Below are 15,843 nucleotides of genomic sequence, written 5' to 3'. Positions count from 1 at the left end.
GGCGACGCAGGCGCAGACGATACCGGAAGCGTTCGTCAATGTCCTCTGATGCGAAACTTGAGTTCTGCTAAGCGGGACAATAGCGTCTGGTGATGTGGAGTGGATGTAACACCAGCGCTGAGAGCTGAGCACTCCTGTCGAGGACCGGTGAGCCGGTCGGATATGTGGAACCAGCCCTTGGTCGGGGTGAGGAGGACCTGTGTGACAGAGCGGCAGCTTTCGTCCGAGCCGCAACCTCGGGCTCCTACTTCCCTCACCGTGCTGACCCCTTCCGCTCCCGTGTCCGCGGCGGCGATGACCTCTTCGTCATGGGTGGATCGGAGGCACTTCCTGCTGACGCCGGGTGTCGTGGCGGCGGCCCGCTTTCGCCGAGGCGGGGGAAGCAGGCCGCGCCCGGTCAGGCGCATGCGTGTTTCTCCGTCAGGAGGTCACCCCTCACCTGTGTGTCTCGGTCGCCGACCGGTCAACGGTTCAGCAGGCTTGATGTCGTTGTCCCGACAGGGCCAGGGGCGTGCTCCCTGCGGTGTCCAAAGCAAAAGTCCTGTATCAGCGCTGTTTGGGAAGTAGGTATCCGCATGCCTTACCGGTGGAAGGTCGCCCCCGAGGACCTGTTCGTCGAGCGGTACTGGCAGATGGTGAACAACGGTTTGCCTTCCGCGGACGTCGACACCGTCCGATCGACGGTCACTGACATGTGGCTCGACGAGCCGGGCGGCTGGGTGTACGAGTGGTCGCGACTGGCCGCCGGATATGCGGAGCTTGGTGAGCATCAGCTTGCGGCGCTGGCCTACGGATGGGCGAAGTTTCCCACGCTGGCCGACGACGCCAAGCGCACGGCGCTGGAGCGGCAGCTCAAGCAATACCTGCTTGCCGCTCCCGGTTTCAAGGTCGGGTTTCAGCGCCGGGCCGTCCAGGTGCCCTGCGGCGAGGGGGTCACCGCTGTACCCGCGCACTTTCTCACTCCGCCGGGCTGGTCAGGCGATGCCCCCGTCCTGCTCGCCAGCGGTGGAGTGGACACCTGGAAAATGGATCTCCACGGGCTCTTCGAGGCGGTCGCCCTGCGAACCGGTATGGGCGTGCTGGCCTTCGACATTCCGGGCACGGGTGAATGTGCCGGCCCCATGGACTCGGAGGACGGCGCTGACCTGGTGGGCGCCCTGGCCATCGAGGCACGGGCGCTGGGCAACGGGCGCGTCCTGCATCTCGGCATATCGATGGGCGGTCACTTCTCGGCCTGCTCGGGCCTGGCGGGGGATGTCGACGCGGCGATCGTCATCGGCGGTCCCATCGAAGCGGCATTCGCCCGGGATCGGACCTTCGCGTATGGCATGGAAGGCAGCGTCGGCAATGCGTTGGGGTTCGACCATGAACCGAATGATGCGCAACTGGCCCGGATCTGGCCGCCGTTCGACCTGCGCCCGCTGCTCAACCTGAACACGAACGTGCCGATGCTGGTCATCAATGGTGCCGGTGATGTCCATGTTCCACGGCAGGACACCCTTGTCTTCGTCGGCCGCCGGGACACGGAAGTCCACTTGCTTCCGGACACCGGACACTGCGCCGCTTCCAAGATGCCCCAGGTGCTTGAGTTGATGTTCGAATGGATCGACCGCTACCACCTGTCGTCTGCGGGCAGGTGACGTGTTGGACCTCGACCTGGCCGTGCGTCCATAGCCCCTGTTTGCGGTTGCCCGCAGTGTTGCGAGTAGTTGTCCTGCTTCATTGACGGCGCGGAGCGGGGCTCCAAGTCAGCTTGTCGGCTGAGCCGTGACAGATGGCCTCGCCGGCCCCTAGATGGAACGAGTTGCACAGTGACAAAGGTTGTACTGATCCATGGAGCTTGGCACGGAGCTTGGTGCTGGGACGGCGTCGTCGCCGAGTTGCAGCATCGCGGTGTCGAGGCGGCAGCCGTCGAACTGCCACTGACCGGCTTTGCCGAGGATGTTGCCGCAGCCCGCTCAGCGATCCAGGCTGCGGGAGGCGACGCGATCGTCGTCGGGCACTCCTACGGTGGGCGGGTGATCACCCAGGCTGCGACCGGCCTTCCTGTGGCCCGGCTCGTCTATGTCGCGGCGTTTCTCGGCGATCCGCGCGATGAGGACGTGCCGGCCACAAGCAGTCTCCTCGGCGCGTCACTCCTCATCGACGGACTGGAGCTGAGGGTGGATCCGCAGGCGGCCGCCGCCGTGTTTTACGGCGACGCCGACGCGCAGGCGGCCACCGCCTGGGCCGCGCGCCTGCGTCCCATGCCGCTGGAGGGCCCCAGCGTGTCGGACGCCGAAGCTGCGTGGCGCTCGATTCCGAGCACCTACCTAGTGTGCACGAACGACCAGGCTCTGCCGCCGGTGTCGCAGCGCAAGATGGCAGCGAACGCATCCGAGGTCATCGAGTGGCCCACGGACCACTCGCCGTTCCTGACACGTCCGGCTGAACTCGCGGAACTGATCGTCGGAGGTACGCCTGACGGTCGCGGCCGCCGCTGAAAGCAGCGTGGTGGCACAACGGAGTGGTGGGGGGCGATTGCCGAGGTAGGGACTTCCCCGCGGTTGTGGCCACACGAACGTCCCCAGCTGTCCTGCGGCTTCGGTCTCCCGCTAGAGGCCGACGCCGTTCCCGGCACGCGTCGTGGTGTGCTTCGTGCTCGCCCTGGCCTTCTTCGGGCGATCCTCCTGCCAGGCGGCGTCGGCCAAGATCGCGGCCAGTCCTGTGGGTCGTACCGTCCACGGCGACCAGGTGTAGGCCCCGATAGAAGACGACAGAAGGCGCGAGAAGGCGCCTACCTGGCACTTTCGCAAACAGAGCGGAAGGGTCTGCACGTTCGGCCGCCCCTTGGTTCGCACGGTGGCCCTCGTGGAGTGCGGGCACACGGGCTCTGGTGGACGCGGTCTTCGGAGCCGAGGACGTCGATGAACTCACTTACGCGCTAGGTCTGTTGGTACACCTGCATGCATCGATGATGCTCCTGCCGACCGACGCCGACCACTACGCGCCCGACTTCTTTCGGGCCGTGCAGGACACTGGGGCCCGTTCCGTGCCGCGCTCCAGCCGCAAGCGGCGCCCGACTGTACGCCGCCCGCTGCCCGACGGCTCCTACTTCACCGCGGTCCTGCCGCGCCGCCACCGAGCCACGGGCGATGGGTACGGTCGGCGCCCACGCGGACAACGCGGCCTGTGAGAGATCCACGCGTCCCTGTAACGCGAGACGCTCCCGGGCACCCGCGCCTACGGCGAAGCCGACACAAGCCACGAACGCCGACGCCTGCCTCCCCAGCCGCAAGCGGTGACCTACGCACTGTGCACTTCCAGCGGTGCTGTCCTGGGTGTGGGCGGCTGTGGCGAGGGACCGGAGCATCGCGGTGGCCCGCTCGGTGATCTTGTTTCGGCGTCGCCGCCAGCCTGTGAGGCGGGTTCCGTGTACGTGGCGCTGGGGGCACTCATCAACGAGATGACCGCCGTGCGGGACGCACCTGTCCCGCTTAACGGTCATACGCCCTTGACTTGCCGGCTCCCCTCGGCTTCACTTGTCCTATCGAGCAACATTACAGTTCTACTATTCAGGACATGATGGGGTGCTTGGTGAGGAGGCCATGCACGATGAGAGATGTTGCAGGCAAGGTCGCGTTCGTTACCGGAGCGGCCAGTGGCATCGGTCTGGGAATAGCCCAAGCCTTCGCGGAGAGCCGTATGAAGGTCATCGTCACTGACGTCAGTGACGATCACCTGGCCAAGGCCCGCGACCTGCTGACGCAGGCTGGCGGCTCCTTCCACTTCATCCCTCTGGACGTAACCGATCGCATCGATTGGCAGCGGGCGGCGGATGAGGCTGAGCATGTGTTCGGGCACGTCTATGTCCTGGTGAACAATGCGGGGATCAGTTCGCTCGGGCGGATCGCGGATGCGGGTTACGACGACTGGGACCGGATTCTCGGGGTCGACCTGGGTGGGGTCGTGAACGGCGTGCAGGCTTTCCTGGGCAGGATGCTCGCGCACGGCGAGGGCGGCCACATCATCTCTACGGCGTCCATGGCGGCGCTGACGCCCTTGAGCATCTCCGGCATCTACTCGGTGGCCAAGCGTGGAGTGCTGGGCATGATGGAGGCCCTGCGCGCCGAACTGCTCGATGCAGGCATCGGCGTATCGGTTCTCTGTCCGGGCCTGACACGCAACAACACCTGGGGAGCCCGCTCCCCACTACCGTCAAACAGCCCATGTGGCCCGCCGCTACCGCCGCGGGGCTCGCCGATGGATGCGGGGATGGAGGCCGTCGAGGTCGGGCGCCGAGTGCTCGAAGGAATGCGTCGGAACGACATGTACGTACTCACCCACGCCGAGTTCCGCGAGGATATCGCGGTATTTCGATCCTCTGCTTACGGCCTGTGAGGCAGCGCCCGACCGCGCGCTGCCGGGCGGCGGTCCGCCGCCTGACCTGTGGGGCGCTGTCTACACAGCGCAGGGACGGACCGGAAACCGCGGTCCGGTCGGGGAGGGAGGCTGAGATGCGGGACCTTTCGGGAAAGGTCGCGTTCATCACCGGGGGTGCCTCCGGTATCGGGCTCGGCATGGCGAAGGCGTTCTCCCGAGCTGGCATGAAAGTAGTCGTCGTCGATATCAGGGACGACCATCGGGCGGCGGCCGAGGAGACTCTGGCGAGAGGTGGAGCGGAGTTCCACCTCATCAAATTGGACGTGGCCGACCGCGAGGCCTGGTCCAGGGCGGCCGATGAGGCCGAGCGGGTCTTCTCCCGTATCCACGTGTTGTGCAACAACGCGGGAATCGGTGTCCTCACCCCCATCGCACAGGCCACCTGGGAGGACTGGGACTGGTTGCTGGGGGTTAATCTCGGCGGCGTCATCATTGGTGTCACCACTGTTCTGCCGCGAATTCGTGCGCATGGGGAAGGCGGCCATGTGATGGCAACGGCCTCGCTCGGCGGTATCACGGTCGCTGGTAACGGCGGAGTCTATTCCACCGCCAAATTCGGTGTCGTCGCGATGATGGAGTGCCTGCGCGAGGACCTGGCGGCCGAGGACATCGGGGTCACGGTCCTCTGCCCTTCGGCGGTCAACACGAACATCCACGATCACGGCGACAGGCGCCCGGAGCGATACCGGGTCGACAGTTCCGACCTCGGACCGCACGACGCCGGCCTGGACCCCGAGATGTTGAAGGGCATGCTCGCGTCGTTCGGCAGCGATCCGTTGGAGGTTGGCCGTCAGGTACTGCACGCCATCCGCCACGACCAGCCCTACGTGTTCACCGAACGGATGGCCAAAGGCCTGATCGAACTCCGGCGGGAGGCGCTCCTCGTCCTGATACCGGATGAAGAACCCGATCTCGAACGCCTCGCGGCCGACAGGGCGATGCGCCGCGCCCTCACCGAATTGTTTGGCTGAAGCACCGGTCCGTTCTTGCCGACCCTGCTCTCAGTCTTCTCGCGTCGGGCTTACACGCGCGACAACCAGTAATCGATTTCTCGGAGGCAGCAGCATGCACATAGGAATAGCCACAGGTCTTCAGCACTATGGTCCGGACGGCGAGGAGGCCGACTACCCGGACGGCCAGTTCGTACGCGAGGAGGTCGAACGGTGGGTGCTCGCGGAGGAGCTGGGTCTGGACTCGATCTGGCTCACTGAGCATCACTTCACCCGCCACTCCCTCGCTCCGGACCCTCTGATGTTCCTGTCCTACCTCGCCGGCCGCACGCGGCGGATCCGGTTGGGTACCCAGGTGCTCGTCCTGCCCTGGCACGACCCGGTCCGCCTGGCCGAACAGATCATCACCCTCGACGAGGTGTCCAACGGCCGGGCGATCATCGGACTCGGGCGTGGCATGGCGCCGCGCGAGTACAAGGGCCTGCGCATTGACCCGGAGGCGGCGCGACAGCGCTACGACGAGATGCTGCAGCTCCTCGTGGACGGACTGGAGACGGGCGTGATGGAGGGCGGCGAGTTCTTCCAGCAGCCGCGGGTGGAGCTGCGACCGCGACCGGGCCGTTCCTTCAAGGGGCGGCTGTTCGCGGCCCTCGGCTCCCCCGACAGCCAGCGCCAGGCCGGCCGGCTGGGACTGGGGCAGCTGACGACCACCACACTTCCGTTCAAGGTGCCCGAAGGTGGGCTGCCTATCGACAGCTACCTGAACGCATGGCGGGAAGCGCACGGCCCCGACAACAAGCCTCCGGCGCCTTTCGCCTCAAGCATCATCGTGGTGGACGAGAGTGCGGACCGTGCGCAGGAGATCGCCCGCCTGTACGGGGGCAACGCGCAGCGCGTCGGCATCTGGCACTACCAGATGCGGGGCCGTCCCGCCTACGGGCCCATCCCGGCGATCGAGACCGACGAGGACGTGGAGCGCATGGTGGACGGCTTCGTCTCGCAGATCATCGCGGGCACCCCGGACCAGGTGCTGAAACGCCTGGAGGAGACGCGCGACCAGATCCATCCGCAGGGAATGTTCCCGCAGCTGTTCTTCGGCGGGATGCCTCACGATGAGGCGGTGCGCAACATGCGGTGCTTCGCCGAGCACTGCATGCCGGAGATCAAGAGCTGGCCGGCGTCCAGCAGCATCGACGGGGACGCCACGGAATCCGCGGCGGGCGCCAGTGAGGCCGGTCCGCGATGACGACATCCGAACCGGTCCAGGTGAGCGGGCTTGACGGGACGTTGTTCCGAGCGGAAGCCATCGCGCCCGAAACAGCCGAGTTCAACCTGCGACTTCGCGAGCTGGTGAAGGGCCTGCCCGGTCCAGAAGCGGGCGGCGGCATCCCGATGCCTCCCACACAGCCTTCGGAGCGGGCACGCACCATCCGGATAGAGGGACGGGACGGTCACGAACTGGCTTTGCGGGTCATCGCTCCGGACCGCCCCAAGGGCGTCTACCTGAACTTCCACGGCGGCGGTTTCGTCAGTGGCAGCGCGGCGCAGTCGGATCAGGAGCTGGAACGGATCGCGCGGAACACCGGGCTCGCCTGCATCGACGTGGACTACCGGCTGGCGCCCGCGCACCCTCACCCCGCGGCATGGGATGACGCCGAATCCGCGGCGCTGTGGCTGATCGAGAATGCGAAGTCGGAGTTCGGCACCGATGCGCTCGCGATCGGTGGCCTGTCGGCGGGCGCGACACTCGCGGCCTCCGTCCTGGTCCGGCTGCGCGAGCGACTTGGGTCCACCGGGTTCCAGGCGGCGAACCTGGTCTTCGGGAATTTCGACCTCTCGATGACCCCGAGCCAGACCCTGCTCGGCGCCGACGCGGTGCCGGTTTCGGTGGACATGATCCGAGCATGTACGAACGCGGTCGCGCCCCTGAGCGAACAACGCCAGGATCCGGATCTGTCGCCTCTGTTCGCGGATCTGCGGGATCTTCCGACGGCGTTGTTCACGGTGGGCACTCTGGATCCGTTCCTGGACGACTCGTTGTTCATGCACGCCCGCTGGATCGCGGCCGGCAACGAGGCCGAAATAGCTGTCTATCCCGGCGGCGGGCATGTCTTCACCGGAGCCCCCATCCCCCTCGCGGACCAGGCGAACGACCGCATCGATGCCCTCCTCCGCCAGGTCGGGCGCGGGCCGCAGGCGCCTCCCACCGAAGTCCGTCGGCAGTGACCACCTCGCTGTTGACGAGCCCAGGGCAGCCAACGACGAGCGCCCTGGGCAGGCTGTTCGGGCGAAGTCGCCCTTCTGCTCATCGAAGTGAGAGTGGAGAGCGGCAGTGGCTGCCTGGCCCGGCCGCTGACGCGGGGACCGGCCCCGCGCTCAGTTGCAGGGCGCGGCCCTCATGGGAGCCCGCGACAGGGCGGGGAAACGAGCACTCGGAGGTGTAGTGATGACGGCGATTTCCACGACGAGCAGCTCTGAGAGCAGCTTGGATTCGGGCGACCTGTCACGGATGTTCCGCGACGCGATGGCCCAAGTCGTCACGCCGGTAACGGTCGTGACGGGAATCCAGGAGGGATTTCCGCACGGTACAACGGTCAGCGCGTTCGCGTCCCTGTCGCTTTCCCCTCCGATGGTTCTCGTCTCCCTGGACCGGACGAGTGAGCTGTTGAGCATCGTGGGTCGGTCCGGCCGGTTCGGCGTCAACGTGCTGGGCTCGGCGCACTCGGATGTCGCCCTGCGCTTCGCCCGCAAGGGCGGGGCCGCCAAGTTCGCGGACACCCGATGGCTGCTCGACCATGGACTGCCGCGACTACCGAACGCGCTCGGCTGGCTGGCGTGTGAGATCGAGTCGATGGTCGACGGCGGGGACCATATGGTGCTGCTGGGCAAGGTCCTGCACGCCGACCATCGCGACGGCGCGCCCTTGACTTACCACGCGCGAAGCTTCGGCACCCACACGGTGCCGGACGGCGACCCGTAATCGTGGAGGAACCGAAGTGAACTCCGCCCAGACGGCGCTGAAGGCGGCTCACTCCGGAGTTCAAGGCCGAGATCGTCGAGCTGTGCCGACGCGGTGACCGCTCGGTGGGCCAGGTCGCCAAGGACTTCGACCTGACCGAGACCGCGGTGCGGCTGTGGGTCAGCCAGGCCGAGGTCGACGCGGGCGAGCGTGACGGGCTGACCAGCAGCGAACGCGAGGAGCTGGCCGCGCTGCGGCGGGAGAATCGCCGGCTGCGGGAGGACGTCTGGGTCCTCAAGCGGGCCAGGGCTTTCTTCGCGAAGGAGACCCGGTGACGGTGCACCCGTTCATCGAGGCGGAGAAGCGAGACGGTCACAGCGTCAAGCGCGCGTGTGAACTGCTGCAGGTCTCCCGAGCCGCCTTCTTTGCCCGCCGCACCGGCAGGCCCGGTCCACGGGCGGTCCGCGATGCCGAGCTGACCGAGAAGATCACCGAGGTTCACGAGCACTCCCGCGGGACCTACGGCGCCCCACGAGTCCATGCCGTCCTGCAACGACAGGGCGAGAAGTGCGGACGGCGCAGCATCGTCCGGCTGATGCGCAACGCCGGCCTGCAAGGGCGGCACCGCAGGCGACGGCAGTTGACGACGATCCCCGACCCGCGGGCCGCATCCCGGCCCGATCTCATCGTCCGGGACTTCGCTCCCGTCCCGGGCGGACTCGACACCCGCTGGTGCGGTGACATCACCTACATCCCGACCGAGGAGGGCTGGCTCTATCTGGCCACCGTCATCGACATCGCCTCCCGCCGCGTGGTCGGCTGGTCCACCGCCGACCACCTGCGCACCGAACTTGTCGCGGACGCACTCCGGTCCGCATGCCGCCGACGTCGTCCCGCTCGGCAGGTGGTCCTTCACTCGGATCGCGGCTGTCAGGGCGGATTCAACTGGTCGTCGCAACACCTTGATCTCGGAGGTGTGCGGCGTGGCCACGGCGGACTGGAGTTTGAAGACCAGCGATGTTCCTGAAGGGGCGCGTCGGCAGTGGCGTGCTGATCGAGCACTTCGGCCAGCGATGCGCTCGCCTGGCCGGCCGGACCCGTCACGGGTGGTGCAGCGCCAGTTCTGGCGGCTGATCGCCACGGGGGGCACGACGGTGGAGGCGTCGTTGGCGGTCGGCGTGTCCTGGCCGGTGGGTTCCCGGTGGTTTCGTCACGCTGGCGGCATGCCACCGATCTCGCTGGCTGGGCCCACAGGCCGCTACCTGTCGTTCGAGGAGCGCGAGGACATCGCGATCCTGCGCGCGAAGGGCGCCCGGGTGCGCCAGATCGCCCGCGCCCTGGGGCGTGATGCCGGGACGATCTCTCGTGAGCTGCGCCGCAACGCCGCCACGCGCGGCGGCAAGCAGGAGTACCGCGCGACGGTCGCTCAGTGGAAGGCGCAGCAGGCTGCCAAGCGCCCCAAGGTCGCAAAGCTCGTCACCAACGACCGCCTGCGCGAGTATGTCCAAGAGCGCTTGGACGGCACCGTGCGGCTCGCTGACAGCACAGCCGTAGCGGGGCCGGACGCTGCCGAGTGGAAAGGTCGCAAGATGAAGCCCCACCGAGCAGATCGGCGATGGGTGACGGCCTGGAGCCCGCAGCAGATCAGCTACCGTGTCAGGCTCGACTTCCCCGATGATGAGTCCATGCGGATCAGCCACGAGGCGATCTACCAGGCATTGTTCATCCAGGGCCGCGGAGCCCTCAAGCGTGAGCTCGTCGCGTGCTTGCGCACCGGACGTGCGCTGCGGGAACCACGAGCCCGGACGCGGAACAGGCCGCAGGGTCACGTCACCGCCGATGTGGTCCTCAGCGAGCGGCCCGCCGAAGCCGCGGACCGAGCCGTTCCCGGGCACTGGGAGGGCGATCTGATCATCGGCACCGGCCGGTCTGCGATCGGCACGCTCGTCGAGCGTTCGAGCCGCTCGACGCTCTTGGTCCGCCTCCCGCAGCTGGAGGGCTGGGGCGAGAGACCACCCGTGAAGAACGGCCCGTCGCTCGGCGGATACGGCGCAGCCGCGATGAACGCCGCCCTGACGGCGTCGATGACGCGCCTGCCCGAGCAACTGCGCAAGACCCTGACCTGGGACCGCGGCAAGGAGCTGTCCGGACATGCCCAGTTCGCGCTCGAGACCGGGACGAAGGTGTTCTTCGCCGATCCGCACTCGCCCTGGCAGCGCCCGACGAACGAGAACACCAACGGGCTGCTGCGCCAGTACTTCCCGAAGGGGACCGACCTGGCCAGGTGGTCCGCCGAGGAACTCGAGGCCGTCGCCTTGGCGATCAACAACCGCCCCCGCAAGGTCCTCGGCTGGAAGACCCCAGCCGAGGTCTTCGCCGAGCAACTACGCTTGATCCGACAACCCGATGTTGCAACGACTGATTGAACCCACCCAGTTCACCTCCTGGGTCTTCGGGGAAAGGATCCGCTCCGCCGGGCTCCTGCCATCGTTCGGCACCGTCGGGGACGGCCTCCATTGCCAGGGCATTCCCATCGGAGCAACCTCTTGACCACGGCATTCACGAGATCGCTGACAGAACCGCTTTCAACGAGCGCCATCAGCATTTCGTGGATTGCCCCCCACTACCCGAGAAGTGCAACAGCACTGTTGCTGCCACCTGCGGAACCGATGCCCTCCTGGCCTGGGGCGTCACAGTGAACTTGACGGAGCGCATCAGCTCTGATTTTGCGGCAGAACCGGCAGCTTGTAGGCGATCGCCCAGCGTGGGGCGCGCGTCCCGGATCCGGCGGCCTGCTGGTCGGCGGCCAGGTCGGCCTTGATGACGATCCCGTCGATCCCGAACGGCAACTCGGCCCGTAGCGCGGCGATCTCCTTCACCCGGGCCATGACCTGCTCGGCCGTCTCGGCGGTGACGCCGGGCACGGGGGTCGTGGCGGTGGTGTTCACCCCGTACGCGGCGACCTGGGCCATGAGGTCGCTGTGCGCGAGCTCGCCCAGTTGCCCGGCCAGGGCGGGCTCGGTGTCGGCAAGGGGCAGCAGGCCGTAGCCGAAGAACGTCATCGGCACGGTGTAGGCGCGATCCCTGGCACGCAGGCTGCCGGCCGCGGCGCTGCGCGGGTTGGCGAACAACTGCCCGCCGTGCGCGGTGCGCACCTCATTGGCGTGCTCGAACTGGGCGGTGGTCATGAGGACTTCGCCGCGCACTTCCACCGTGACCGGTTCCGCCAGCTCCTGCGGCAGGCCCTCGACCGTGCCCATGGCGTGCGAGACGTCCTCCCCGGCCGTCCCGTCACCTCGTGTGATCAGCCGTCTCAGGCGGCCACGGGTGTAGCGGGCTGCTATCGCGAGGCCGTCCAGCTTCGGCTCGACACTGAACCGCTCCACCTCGTGGCCGATCCGCCGGGCCAGCGACGCCGTCCACGCGGTGAACTCCTCCGGCGAGAACACGTTGTCCAGGCTCAGCATCGCCACCGTGTGCGGGACGTCGCCTTCCACGGCTCCACCGGCGACCTTCCCCGTGGGGAGTCGGGCAGCACCAGGTCGGGGTGCTCGGACTCCCACGCCGCGATGCCGCGCACCAGCCGGTCGTAGGCGTCGTCGTCCAGTGCCGACGTGCCGCCCCCGTAGTAGGCGGCCGACGCCTTCACCGCGTCCTCGACCGCCTGCGCGTAGGCGGCGGCATCCACGATCATTGTGGTAGGTGTTGTCATGCCTGTCATCCTGCACCCCACCACTGACAACGCCCCTGGCACGCGGGCGACGACGTCACACCCACGACCGCGCCGGGCCGCACTCCGGCGTTCTGCAGGGGGTAGAGGGGCACCGCTCTCGCGTCACGTGGGCTGTTGCAAGCTGCTCTGTGCGTGCAGGGCTTGTTCGGCAGTGCCGTGGGAGGACCCGGTGAAGTAGTTCGCGTCCTTGGGGCGAGCGGTGTCGTGGCTGGTGGGCCGGGGGGCCGGCTCCAGGTGGGGTATGTACTTGGAGCAGTGGATGTAGGCCTCTTCGACGCTCAGGTGGACCCACATCTCAGGGCTTCGCCCAGGAGCGACATCGGTGGGCAGGCCAGGATGGACGGAGCGCAGACCCGCGTCGGTGTAGAGCCGGGCCGTGCCGTTGACATGAAGTCCCACGTGGTGGTGCGTGAAGTCCACGAAAAGCATGCCGAGGTGGGGGTTCTCCGCCATGTTTCCGGCACTGGCGAGCACACCGTTCCCGCGGAATTCGGGGTACGCGAGCGTGTGGTCGTCGATCACGTGGACAAAACCCGGCGGCCCGGCGCGGAAGCTGGCATCACATTCCCCATGGGAGTCGGCGGTGGCCAGGAAGACCATTGCCTGGCGACCGATGAAGTCCCGCATCTCGGGCGTGAGGCAGGGACGTACCTGTTGATCGTAGAACCGGGCCGCGCGGTTGGCGGTGCCCAGTTCCTGCTGCAGCCGGTGTTCACCTGCTGATCCGAAGTGCGGCGGGGGGAAGGTCACGGGGCGTTCTCCTGGCAGGACGGGCAAGCGCTTGGCTCAGGGAATGGACAGGACGGGCGTCTCGAACGGGTCGTGATGGATGCGGTCGAGCGAGGTGCCGCCCAGCCTGAGCGTCTTGGTGGCGGCGACGACCATCGGGGCCGGGCCGCTGAGAAAGGCGTCGTGCTGGTACCACGGTCCGTACTCGGCCAGAACCTCCGGCAGGGACCCTCTGATGCCAGGGATGTACTCCTGGGAGACCGCACCCCTGATGGTCAGCCAGTGGTGCCGCTGGGCCATCCGGAGCATGTCGTCGACCCCGTACAGCTCGGCGCCGGTTCGGGCACCGAGGAACAGGTCGACCCGGTGGCGCTCGCCGCGACGGGCTACCTCTTCGACGAGCGCGCGGATCGGGGCGAGACCGGTGCCGCCGGCCACACAGAGCAGGTCACTGTGGGCCGCGGCGTCCAGAACCATGTCGCCCAGCGGGGGCCCCAGCTGGATCATGTCGCCCACCGCGGCGCGGTGCACCAGCGCGCCGCTGACGGAGCCGCCGGCCACCGCGCGTACGTGAAAGGTGAGCGTGCCGTCCTCACGGGGCGCGTTGGCGGGCGAGTAGTAACGCCACTGCTTCGGCCACCAGGGGGTCTCGACGCTTACGTACTGGCCGGCGGCGTACTCGTAGGGCATGTGGGGGCGCACGGTGATTTCGACGATGCCGTGTCCCCGCGAGACACGGTGTACGACCGTGGCGGGCCACACGGCCGGCCGCACCGCCTCGTCCTGCTCGGCAGCACTGATCATGAGGTCGGCGATCGCGCCGTACGCTTTGGTCCAGGCGGCGGCGAGGTCCGGGGTCCACGCGGGGCCGGCGTAGCGGGCCAGGGAGGCGAGGAGGCACTCGCCCACGGCTGGGAAGTGGGCACTGAGCGTTCCGAACTTACGGTGATCGCGTCCGAGGTGTCCGCAGAAGCGGGCCAGGCCCTCCGGGTCGTCGATCAGCTCCACGATGCGCAGCAGCGCGCGCAGCAGGCGGTCGCGCTGGGTGTCCATTCCCGGCGGGAACAGGGGACGGACCTCGGGGTACCGGGCGAAGAGGATCGCGTAGAAGTAGACCGTCATTTCTGTGGCGTACGGCTCGACCACCGAGACGGAGGCGCGAACGAGGTCCTGCTCGTGAGCCGACAGAGGAGCCTCGACGACCTCAGGCTCCGTCTTGTGCCCCGCCGGGGTGGGCGCTGAGGGCTCCACAGGCGGGTGCGGGGATTCACTGCTTGAGCGGTTGATCCGGAATTTCAAGGGACCAGAGCTCCCTCGTCCGGTATTCGAGGTTGCCTCCCGCCCCCGGGCCACCGGACGGCGTCACTCACGGGGCCACGTCCCCGACCAGGGCTACAGGTGGGGTCTTCACGTCGTCTTCGTCTCAGGAGAGCGGCGTTCGGGGCGGCGACTTCGGCGAGCATGGGTCCTCATCGGGGCGGCAGCGTTGAAACGGATCGATGGGTTCCGGACGCTACAGGACCGCATGGGTGACTCAAAAGTAGCTCTCGTCACACGATCTTGTCGAAGTGCCCGCCGTTCGTCGGAGTGTGAGCACTCGGCCGTGGATTGTGGACGACTTGTGGGCGCCGGCTGAGCCGCTGCCGCCACTGCTGCTGCCCTGGCCGGAGCGGTCGCCCGGGGTTCGTGGCCGGTACCGGTGCCGGGACGGTTGTGTCCGCAGGGCATCCTGTACGTCCTGCCTTGGCAAAATCTGTCTCACTGGAGCCGGGATCCGGCTCCGGACCCACATCCACCGGCGGAGGCTGGAGCGGTGGCAGCGGGCCGGCGCCTCCGACGAACCACCGCATGCACACGATGCGGGCCGTGGCGTCAGTGCTCAAAGCGGCGGTGATAGGCCTTGTTGGCGATGCGCCAACAGCCGTCGACACGGACCAGCAGGAAGATGTCGGTGAACGTGTCCGTGCCGTGCAGGAGCGTCATGGTCGCGGTCGCGACGGTGCCGTGGACGTCGATGGCGTCGATGCGGCGGGACCGGGTCGGCTCGTCCGAGGCCGGCCGGCCCTGGAAGAGAGCGCAGTACTCGTCCAGGGGCCACGAGACGAATGCGCCGTCCCGGATTCCCTCGATATGGGCGGTGGGCAGGAACGCGTCGCGGAAGTGAGCGGGGTCGCCAGTGGCGTGTCCCCGGATGTAGGCGCGGAGCGGCTCGAGCACGGTGTCGTCCACGGCGGGGGCCGTGGCGGCGACAGCGATATCGGCCTCGGGGGAGGCAGGGGTGTCGGCCAGGTTGGCCGCGCTGCGCAGGGGAGTGTCTGATGCGGCGGCCAGCAGAGCCATGTCCTTGGCCAGCGCACCGACTGTGAATTCGGCCGTGGCGGTGAGCGACTCGCCGACGAGGAAAGGTCGCTTGCGGGCCACGAGCCCGCCGAGCTGGCCGAGTTCGAGAACGTCCAGCACCTGGGCACGCGCCAGGCCGAGGGCGTCGGCCTGCCGCAGCGAGTCGCGCAGCGCGAGAATCGCGCCGGTCAGGCTGTTGTTGGCGATCAGCTTGAGCGCGGCGGCGGTGGAGGCGTCGTCGACGCGCCGCACGGTACCCAGGGTCTCCAGAACCGCTCGGACTCGGTCAAGCCCGTCCTGGTCGCCGGCGGCGAGAATCTGCAGGGCGCCGGCGGCGACCGCCGGCACAGAGCCGAGCACGGGCGCGTGCACGTAGGACGAGCCGAGTCGCCGGGCCAGTCTCGAGGCTTCGGCTGGGGCGACGGTGCTGGTGTTCAGCACGATCGTGTCCGCTCGCAGCGAGTCACGGACGTCGTCGAGGACCTGCCGGCAGGCCGGACCGTCGAACAACGCCAGGACCACGAGGTCGGCCTTCGCCACGGCCTCGTTCGGATCGCCGGTCGTCCTGACGGCGCCTGATGCGCGGCCGGAGCGTGTCCATCCGACAACGTCCCAGTCCTGGGCGGTGAGTCGTGTCGCGATCGCGTCGCCCATGCGCCCCAGTCCGAGGACGGCGATCGTGTGCGGGTTGGTCATGTCCGCCAGCGTGG

Annotated in this window: 13 protein-coding genes and 2 pseudogenes; 11 read left to right on the top strand and 4 right to left on the bottom strand. The window is 67.9% G+C overall.

The window, feature by feature from the left end:
- Positions 1–575 precede the first annotated feature (575 nt).
- From FNH08_RS04910 to FNH08_RS04860, 11 genes and pseudogenes are all read left to right on the top strand, one after another.
- Positions 576–1,640, top strand: a complete 1,065-nt coding sequence (locus FNH08_RS04910; protein ID WP_152769994.1) for an alpha/beta hydrolase family protein — start codon at positions 576–578, stop codon at positions 1,638–1,640.
- 171 nt (positions 1,641–1,811) lie between these two features.
- A complete protein-coding gene (locus tag FNH08_RS04905) occupies positions 1,812–2,483 on the top strand; it encodes an alpha/beta hydrolase (protein ID WP_194238378.1) in 672 nt (223 codons plus the stop codon).
- A gap of 470 nt (positions 2,484–2,953) precedes the next feature.
- Positions 2,954–3,175, top strand: a complete 222-nt coding sequence (locus tag FNH08_RS04900) for a hypothetical protein (protein WP_194238377.1) — start codon at positions 2,954–2,956, stop codon at positions 3,173–3,175.
- A gap of 419 nt (positions 3,176–3,594) precedes the next feature.
- Positions 3,595–4,380: an SDR family NAD(P)-dependent oxidoreductase gene (locus tag FNH08_RS04895; protein ID WP_194238376.1), complete on the top strand. Its 786-nt coding sequence runs from the start codon at positions 3,595–3,597 to the stop codon at positions 4,378–4,380.
- 116 nt (positions 4,381–4,496) lie between these two features.
- A complete protein-coding gene (locus tag FNH08_RS04890; RefSeq protein ID WP_194238375.1) occupies positions 4,497–5,393 on the top strand; it encodes an SDR family NAD(P)-dependent oxidoreductase in 897 nt (298 codons plus the stop codon).
- Positions 5,394–5,487: 94 nt separating this feature from the next.
- Entirely contained in the window at positions 5,488–6,618 is a 1,131-nt protein-coding gene (locus FNH08_RS04885; RefSeq protein WP_194238374.1) for an LLM class flavin-dependent oxidoreductase, read from the top strand.
- Positions 6,615–7,598 (top strand): alpha/beta hydrolase, encoded by a 984-nt coding sequence (locus FNH08_RS04880; RefSeq protein WP_152769988.1) that lies wholly within the window; start codon positions 6,615–6,617, stop codon positions 7,596–7,598. The genes FNH08_RS04885 and FNH08_RS04880 overlap by 4 nt, the downstream gene beginning before the upstream one ends.
- A gap of 220 nt (positions 7,599–7,818) precedes the next feature.
- Positions 7,819–8,352 (top strand): flavin reductase family protein, encoded by a 534-nt coding sequence (locus FNH08_RS04875; protein WP_228033900.1) that lies wholly within the window; start codon positions 7,819–7,821, stop codon positions 8,350–8,352.
- A 53-nt stretch (positions 8,353–8,405) separates the two neighbouring features.
- Positions 8,406–8,666, top strand: a pseudogene (locus tag FNH08_RS04870) (transposase); the annotation flags it as partial.
- Positions 8,663–9,358 (top strand): IS3 family transposase, encoded by a 696-nt coding sequence (locus tag FNH08_RS04865; RefSeq protein ID WP_194238373.1) that lies wholly within the window; start codon positions 8,663–8,665, stop codon positions 9,356–9,358. The pseudogene FNH08_RS04870 and the gene FNH08_RS04865, both read left to right, overlap by 4 nt.
- Complete coding sequence (locus tag FNH08_RS04860; protein WP_152770002.1) at positions 9,336–10,757, top strand: IS30 family transposase; 1,422 nt, start codon at positions 9,336–9,338, stop codon at positions 10,755–10,757. The genes FNH08_RS04865 and FNH08_RS04860 overlap by 23 nt, the downstream gene beginning before the upstream one ends.
- Before the next feature lie 306 nt (positions 10,758–11,063).
- Here the strand turns inward: FNH08_RS04860 and FNH08_RS04855 are convergent.
- From FNH08_RS04855 to FNH08_RS04840, 4 genes and pseudogenes are all read right to left on the bottom strand, one after another.
- Positions 11,064–12,025 (bottom strand): annotated as a pseudogene (locus FNH08_RS04855) (NAD-dependent DNA ligase LigA); the annotation flags it as partial.
- Between the two features lie 141 nt (positions 12,026–12,166).
- Positions 12,167–12,814 carry a pyridoxamine 5'-phosphate oxidase family protein gene (locus tag FNH08_RS04850; protein WP_322723709.1) on the bottom strand — a complete coding sequence of 216 codons (648 nt, stop codon included), beginning with the start codon at positions 12,812–12,814 and terminating at the stop codon, positions 12,167–12,169.
- A gap of 36 nt (positions 12,815–12,850) precedes the next feature.
- On the bottom strand, positions 12,851–14,092 hold the full coding sequence (locus tag FNH08_RS04845; RefSeq protein WP_152769985.1) for a globin domain-containing protein: 1,242 nt from the start codon (positions 14,090–14,092) through the stop codon (positions 12,851–12,853).
- Positions 14,093–14,665: 573 nt separating this feature from the next.
- Complete coding sequence (locus FNH08_RS04840; RefSeq protein WP_265579740.1) at positions 14,666–15,829, bottom strand: nuclear transport factor 2 family protein; 1,164 nt, start codon at positions 15,827–15,829, stop codon at positions 14,666–14,668.
- Between the last annotated feature and the right edge of the window lie 14 nt (positions 15,830–15,843).

This window comes from Streptomyces spongiae, from assembly GCF_009377185.1.
Classification (GTDB): domain Bacteria; phylum Actinomycetota; class Actinomycetes; order Streptomycetales; family Streptomycetaceae; genus Streptomyces; species Streptomyces spongiae.
This window is presented reverse-complemented; position numbering and strand designations above follow the sequence as displayed.